General features: G+C 68.5%; 7 protein-coding genes. 1 reads left to right on the top strand and 6 read right to left on the bottom strand.

Features of this window, described 5'->3' with window-relative positions; genetic code table 11:
- Nucleotides 1–301 precede the first annotated feature (301 nt).
- The 6 genes from VKN16_01735 to VKN16_01710 form a co-directional block, all read right to left on the bottom strand.
- Nucleotides 302–697 (bottom strand): DUF86 domain-containing protein, encoded by a 396-nt coding sequence (locus VKN16_01735; protein ID HME92922.1) that lies wholly within the window; start codon nt 695–697, stop codon nt 302–304.
- A complete protein-coding gene (locus VKN16_01730; protein ID HME92921.1) occupies nt 694–981 on the bottom strand; it encodes a nucleotidyltransferase family protein in 288 nt (95 codons plus the stop codon). The genes VKN16_01735 and VKN16_01730 overlap by 4 nt, the downstream gene beginning before the upstream one ends.
- Before the next feature lie 14 nt (nt 982–995).
- Nucleotides 996–1,583 (bottom strand): Uma2 family endonuclease, encoded by a 588-nt coding sequence (locus VKN16_01725; protein ID HME92920.1) that lies wholly within the window; start codon nt 1,581–1,583, stop codon nt 996–998.
- On the bottom strand, nt 1,580–2,158 hold the full coding sequence (locus tag VKN16_01720) for a Uma2 family endonuclease (protein ID HME92919.1): 579 nt from the start codon (nt 2,156–2,158) through the stop codon (nt 1,580–1,582). The genes VKN16_01725 and VKN16_01720 overlap by 4 nt, the downstream gene beginning before the upstream one ends.
- 173 nt (nt 2,159–2,331) lie before the next feature.
- Entirely contained in the window at nt 2,332–3,051 is a 720-nt protein-coding gene (locus tag VKN16_01715) for a phosphodiester glycosidase family protein (protein HME92918.1), read from the bottom strand.
- 137 nt (nt 3,052–3,188) lie between these two features.
- Nucleotides 3,189–3,962 carry a glucose 1-dehydrogenase gene (locus VKN16_01710; protein HME92917.1) on the bottom strand — a complete coding sequence of 258 codons (774 nt, stop codon included), beginning with the start codon at nt 3,960–3,962 and terminating at the stop codon, nt 3,189–3,191.
- A 124-nt stretch (nt 3,963–4,086) separates the two neighbouring features.
- Here VKN16_01710 and VKN16_01705 point away from each other — a divergent pair, with 124 nt between their 5' ends.
- The gene (locus VKN16_01705; protein ID HME92916.1) at nt 4,087–4,932 is read left to right on the top strand and encodes an enoyl-CoA hydratase; all 846 of its coding nucleotides are present in this window, start codon (nt 4,087–4,089) and stop codon (nt 4,930–4,932) included.
- Nucleotides 4,933–5,157: the final 225 nt, after the last annotated feature.

Here is a 5,157-nt window from a genome sequence, read left to right as displayed (position 1 = left end):
GTTCCCGACGCGCCGCGGTGGAGCAACTTTCCCGTTTTCGGCTGTTGGCCTCGCATCGCCAACCGCAGGAATCGCCGGAGGCACCGGGGTCGATATCGTCTGACTTTCCCGATTTCGCTCCTTTTCGGTAAAGTAGTGCGGCATGTCGTGTCCTCCTGGAGGGACAATATCGGGAGACGCTCGGGCTTGTCCGTGTGCCGGCCATGATCCGAGCAGCTCTTAGGAGTCAGAGAGCCCATAAGCCGGGGCTGGTAGTCACGCCGGGTGGGGAGAGGTTCGCTCGGGTCAGTCGGTCGGAGGATCAGCGGCTGAGCTCTAAGGCGAGCCTGTACGCGGGCCGATGTTCGGCGAGGGTCGGCGGTTCCGTGTCCCGCTGCAGGATCGCCTCAATCTGGTTCTGCAGAACAGGTACCCGCCGCTCCACCGTCACCCATACCTCTTCAAGGTCGATCGCGAAGTAGCCGTGGACGAGGATGTTGCGCATGCCAATGACGCGGGGCCAAGGAACCTCGGGGTGACGGTCACGCACTCCTGGTGAAAGCCGGGCCGCGGCCTCGCCGATCAGGGTGAGGTGATAGACCATCCAGGACTGAACGAGCTCATTCCGGTCGAAGGCCAGCCGCCCGCGCGACGCGTAGCGCGCAATGGAGCTGATGGCCTGGAGGATATCCTCGAGCCGTGCGCGGTCATCCCTCACAGGGGAATCGCTTCTTGGAGGACACGATCACGGAGGTGTGGACGAAGCGCCCGCGCAGTGATCACGTCGACCCTTCGGCCAAGCAACGCTTCCAGATCGATCTGGAGCTGGGCATGGTCGAGCAGGCTCCGGCCGAGCTCGAGGTCCACGAGGATGTCGACATCACTGTCCGGGCCCGCCTCTCCCCGGGCCACGGATCCGAACACACGGACGTTGCTGGCGCCATGGCGCTGAGCGATGGCCAGGATCTCGTCGCGGGCTTTCAGAAGCGCGTCAATGTCCACTGGCCATTTGGGCCCTAGGGCAACAGATCGGCGACGCGGATCTCGGCATTCGGTACCGAGAGCGGCCTGACATGGTCGCCGGCGCTCAACGTAACAGTTGATCCGTAGTGCCAGCCATACGGCGAGTCCGGATTGGCCTCCGGATCCCGGTACACCTCCAGGATGTTGTCGACCAGGTTGACGATCCAGTAGTCCTCAATGCGAGCCCGGGCATAGAGGCTGGCCTTTTCGCCTCGGTCGAGCGCGAGACTTGTGAGAGCAATCTCCACCACGAGGGTAGGACGGCTCGGGTGGGAGGAGAGATAGTCGCGCGGCCCACCGGCCACGACGGCGATGTCCGGCTCGGGCTCGGACTCCTCGTCCAGCGCGACCGGCAGCTGGGCCTCGATCGTCCACCCGGGGCCGAACGCGGCACGAAGGGCCGCGGCGACCAGACGAATCCCGGTCGAGTGCGGGCGGCCCTGCGGCTCGCGGACGACCAGCTGGCCGCCGATCAGCTCCAGGCGCTCCTCGGGCCCGAAAGCGCCCAGATCGACCAGGCGCTCGTACTCCAGGCGCGTCCAGCGCTTCGCGCGCGCCGGCGACCTGGCGACCTCGCTCACGGTAGCAGGTCGGCGACGAGGATGGCGGCGGTCGGGGCGGCCAGGGGGCTCGCCGTATCCCGGGGGCCCAGCGTGATGGTCGCTCCGTATCGATAGCGGTACGGCGCGTGGGGAGCGGCTACCGGATCTCGGTAAACCTCCAGCACCCGGTCAGGCAGATTGAGGATCCAGTAGTCCGCGATCCCGGCCCGCGCATAGAGGCTGCCCTTCTCGCCCCGATCGAAGGCCAGGCTCGACTCGGCCACCTCGACGATGAGAACAGGGTGAGACGGGTGAGAGCGGCTATGGTCACGTCGGCTGCCCTGTACCACCGCGAGGTCAGGCTCGGGTTCGGAGTCCTCGTCGAGCGCGATGGGGCCCTGCGCCCGAACTGTCCAGCCGCTGCCAAAGACCTGGCGCAGCGCATCCTCGACGAGCCCGATAGCGGTGAAGTGCGGACCGCCTTGAGGCTCGGAGACGAGCAGGGCCCCGCCGACCAGCTCCAGGCGCTCGCCGGGCCGGAAGGCGCCCAGATCGATCAGCCGCTCGTACTCGACTCGGGTCCAGTGCTTGGTGCGTCCGGACGAAACCACCATGCCCCAAGCTAGTCCCGTCGCGTCTACCCCGTCAACCGTCCACTCGGCGATACCCCCAGCAGCTGCACCGCCTCCCGCCCGCGCTCCGGGCTCACGTGCGTGTAGATCTCGGGGGTGGCCAGCGATTCGTGCCCGAGGAGCGTCTGGCGGAGACGGCGCGGCCGGGCAGACCATTACTGCTTGCCGGGAGCGACGACCAGCGCGTTTGGTACTCCCCATCCGCCGGGTAGCGACAGCGTCAGTGCGGGGAGCTTCACCACGAGCTGTGTCGACGGGCCTCCATCGAGATTGAGGGCATCCCAGCACCCGAGCCCGCCCCGGTCGGGCGGATCGGCAAGGAAGCGCGCGAAGGCAGTGGCTTCGACCTTCGTCGAGACGACGAGGACGACGATGTTGCCCCCGGCGCACACGGCGGTCCGCTCGGCGACCTGGGGTTTCAGCGGCGGAACCTTTCCCCCGATCAGAAGCCGGGGGATGCCCTGGACGATGAGGCGATGGTCGAGAGGGTTCTGGATGTCGGCGCCGAGCATGATCCGCCCCTGCTTGTCATCGATCACGAGAGCGCCCCAGGGCCGCCGGTTGCTCATGGCCATGACTCGCCCTTCGTCGACCGCGAGGCCCATCGCACGGCCCTCCGTGTCGAAGAAGCTGGCATTGGCAGCCACGACGAGGGGATAGGGCGCGACGATCTGCTCCACGGTGCGCCGCAGCGGAGGGTCTCCGGCGGGGATCAGACGGAGCTGCGCCACATCGAGATCGATCTTGAAGGCGTGGCCCGAGAACGGCTCCGCGTCCGCCGGCCGCACCTTGAAGCCCGCGTGCGCGATGCCCGGGGCGACCACCGAGAATCTCGGCGGCTCCGCGCTCGCCGGGCTCATCATCGCACCGGCCACCGCGACGAGCGCAGCCAGGAGGCAGAGAACGAGAACGGACCGGCATGTCATGGAGTTTATTTTCGGTGCTCCATGGCTCGCGTGGGGCCCCTCACCCTGCCCTCTCCCCGGAGGGGAGAGGGTTTTCGGGCGGCGCGCTACTGGGCCGTGTAGCCTCCGTCCACCGGCAGGCAGGCGCCCGTGACGAACGAGGCGTCGTCGGAGGCCAGGAACAGCGCCGCCCGCGCGATCTCGTCGGGCTGGCCGAGCCGGCCCATCGGGTGCTTGTCCTCCAGGAACTTCCGGCTCTCGGGCTTGTCGGTCAGGGCCTTCGTGAGGTTGGTGAACACGAACCCGGGGCAGAGCGCGTTCACCCGCACGCCGTCCTTGGCGAAGTGCACGGCCATGTCCCGGGTGAGCTGGACCACCCCGCCCTTGCTGTGCACGTACGGGTCGAGCCCCGTCCCGATCTCCCGCGGCCGGCCCACGAGGCCGTAGATCGACGACAGGTTCACGATCGAGCCGCCACCCTGTTTCACCATCTGCTCGGCGACGGCCCGGCACATGAGAAACGTGCCCTTCATGTTGACGGCCATCACGTAGTCCCACACCTTCTCCCAGTCCCAGTCGGCCGGCGCGTTCCTGGGCGCCACGCCGGCGCTGTTCACGAGCACGTCGGCCCGGCCGAATCGCCTCACCGTCTCGTCGACGAGCCGTTGCGAGTCGGGCCGGCTCGTCACGTCGCCCACCAGCACCAGCGCCTCGCCGCCGGCGCTCTTGACCTGGGCCGCCACGGCTTCTAGATCTGTCGCGGGCAGGTCATTGAGCGCCACCTGCGCGCCTTCCTGCGCGAACAGCACCGCCGTCGCCGCGCCGATGCCCGATGCCGCACCCGTGATCAGCGCCACCTTGTCCCGTAGCCGGCCCGCCATCTGGAGACCTCCGTGGTTGTTCAGCTCAAAGGTGCTTCACCGTACCCAAGCCCGCGCCGCCGGTCAATGTGCGCACGGCGATGGGGCTGGTCCTGCTGCGCCCGCGTGGGCTATTGTGACGCCCATGGACTTCCGCACCATCCGCTACGAACAGCTGGGATCCGTGGTGCGCATCACCGCGAACCGGCCCGAGGTGCTCAACGCCCAGAGCCGCGTGATGATCCTCGAGCTCGACGAGGCCTTCCGCGCGGCGTCGCAGGACGACGCGACGCGCGTCATCATCGTGGCCGGCGCCGGGGCGCACTTCTCGGCGGGCCACGACCTCGGCAGCGCGGAGGAGCTCGAGGACCAGAAGGCCCACCCGGTCGGCCCGGGCCTGCCCGAGAACCTCACGCGGCTGTCGGAGCTGTACCTCGAGACCTGCCTGCGCTGGCGCGAGGTGCCCAAGCCGACCATCGCCCAGGTGCAGGGCTACTGCATCATGGGCGGGATGATGCTGGCCTCGTGCTGCGATCTCATCATCGCCGCCGACGACGCGCTCTTCGCCGACCGGATGGTGCGCTGGGGCGGCGCGCACGTGCAGTACTTCAGCATGCCGTGGGACCTCGGGCCGCGGAAGGCCAAGGAGTACCTCTTCACCGGCGACTACATCGATGCGGCCACCGCGCGCGAGCTCGGCCTCGTCAACCGGGTGGTGCCGCGCGCCGAGCTGGCGGAGGCCACGCTCGAGCTGGCGGGGCGCATCGCTCTTCAAGATTCCTTCGCGCTGAAGCTCGCCAAGGCGTCGGTGAACGAGACGATGGACATCCAGGGCCAGCGGCGCGCGCTGGAGGCGGCGTTCAAGAACTACATGCTGACCATCCCGCACCGCCAGGCGCTCGGCACGTACGGGGCGGCGGCGCGGGCCACGGGCGTGAAGGACCGGATCCAGACGCGGGACGCGAAGTTCGGGGACGCCGTGGGCGGCTGACCGGGAGCGCTACTTCGCCTCGGTTGACCCCCCGGGTCCGGGAGCATAGGCTCGGCGCATGACGATGCGGAGCGCGGCGTCTCTGGCCCTGATCGGCGCGGTCCTGGTGACGATCGTGCTGGTCGTCGGGTTCGTGCTGGATCTGCTGAACGTGCTGCGAGGTCTCGTCCCGGCGCTGAGGCTGGTCGCGTCGTTCATCTACGCCTTCGCGGGCGTGGTGGCGGT

The sequence above is a fragment of the Candidatus Methylomirabilota bacterium genome, assembly GCA_035315345.1.
In the GTDB taxonomy this organism is placed as follows: Bacteria; Methylomirabilota; Methylomirabilia; order Rokubacteriales; family CSP1-6; genus CAMLFJ01.
This window is presented reverse-complemented; position numbering and strand designations above follow the sequence as displayed.

Coding starts and splice junctions, on each gene's coding strand:
- VKN16_01720 (HME92919.1), bottom strand. CDS start 2,158: ATGGTGGTTTCGTCCGGACGCACCAAGCACTGGACCCGAGTCGAGTAC.
- VKN16_01710 (HME92917.1), bottom strand. CDS start 3,962: ATGGCGGGCCGGCTACGGGACAAGGTGGCGCTGATCACGGGTGCGGCA.
- VKN16_01705 (HME92916.1), top strand. CDS start 4,087: ATGGACTTCCGCACCATCCGCTACGAACAGCTGGGATCCGTGGTGCGC.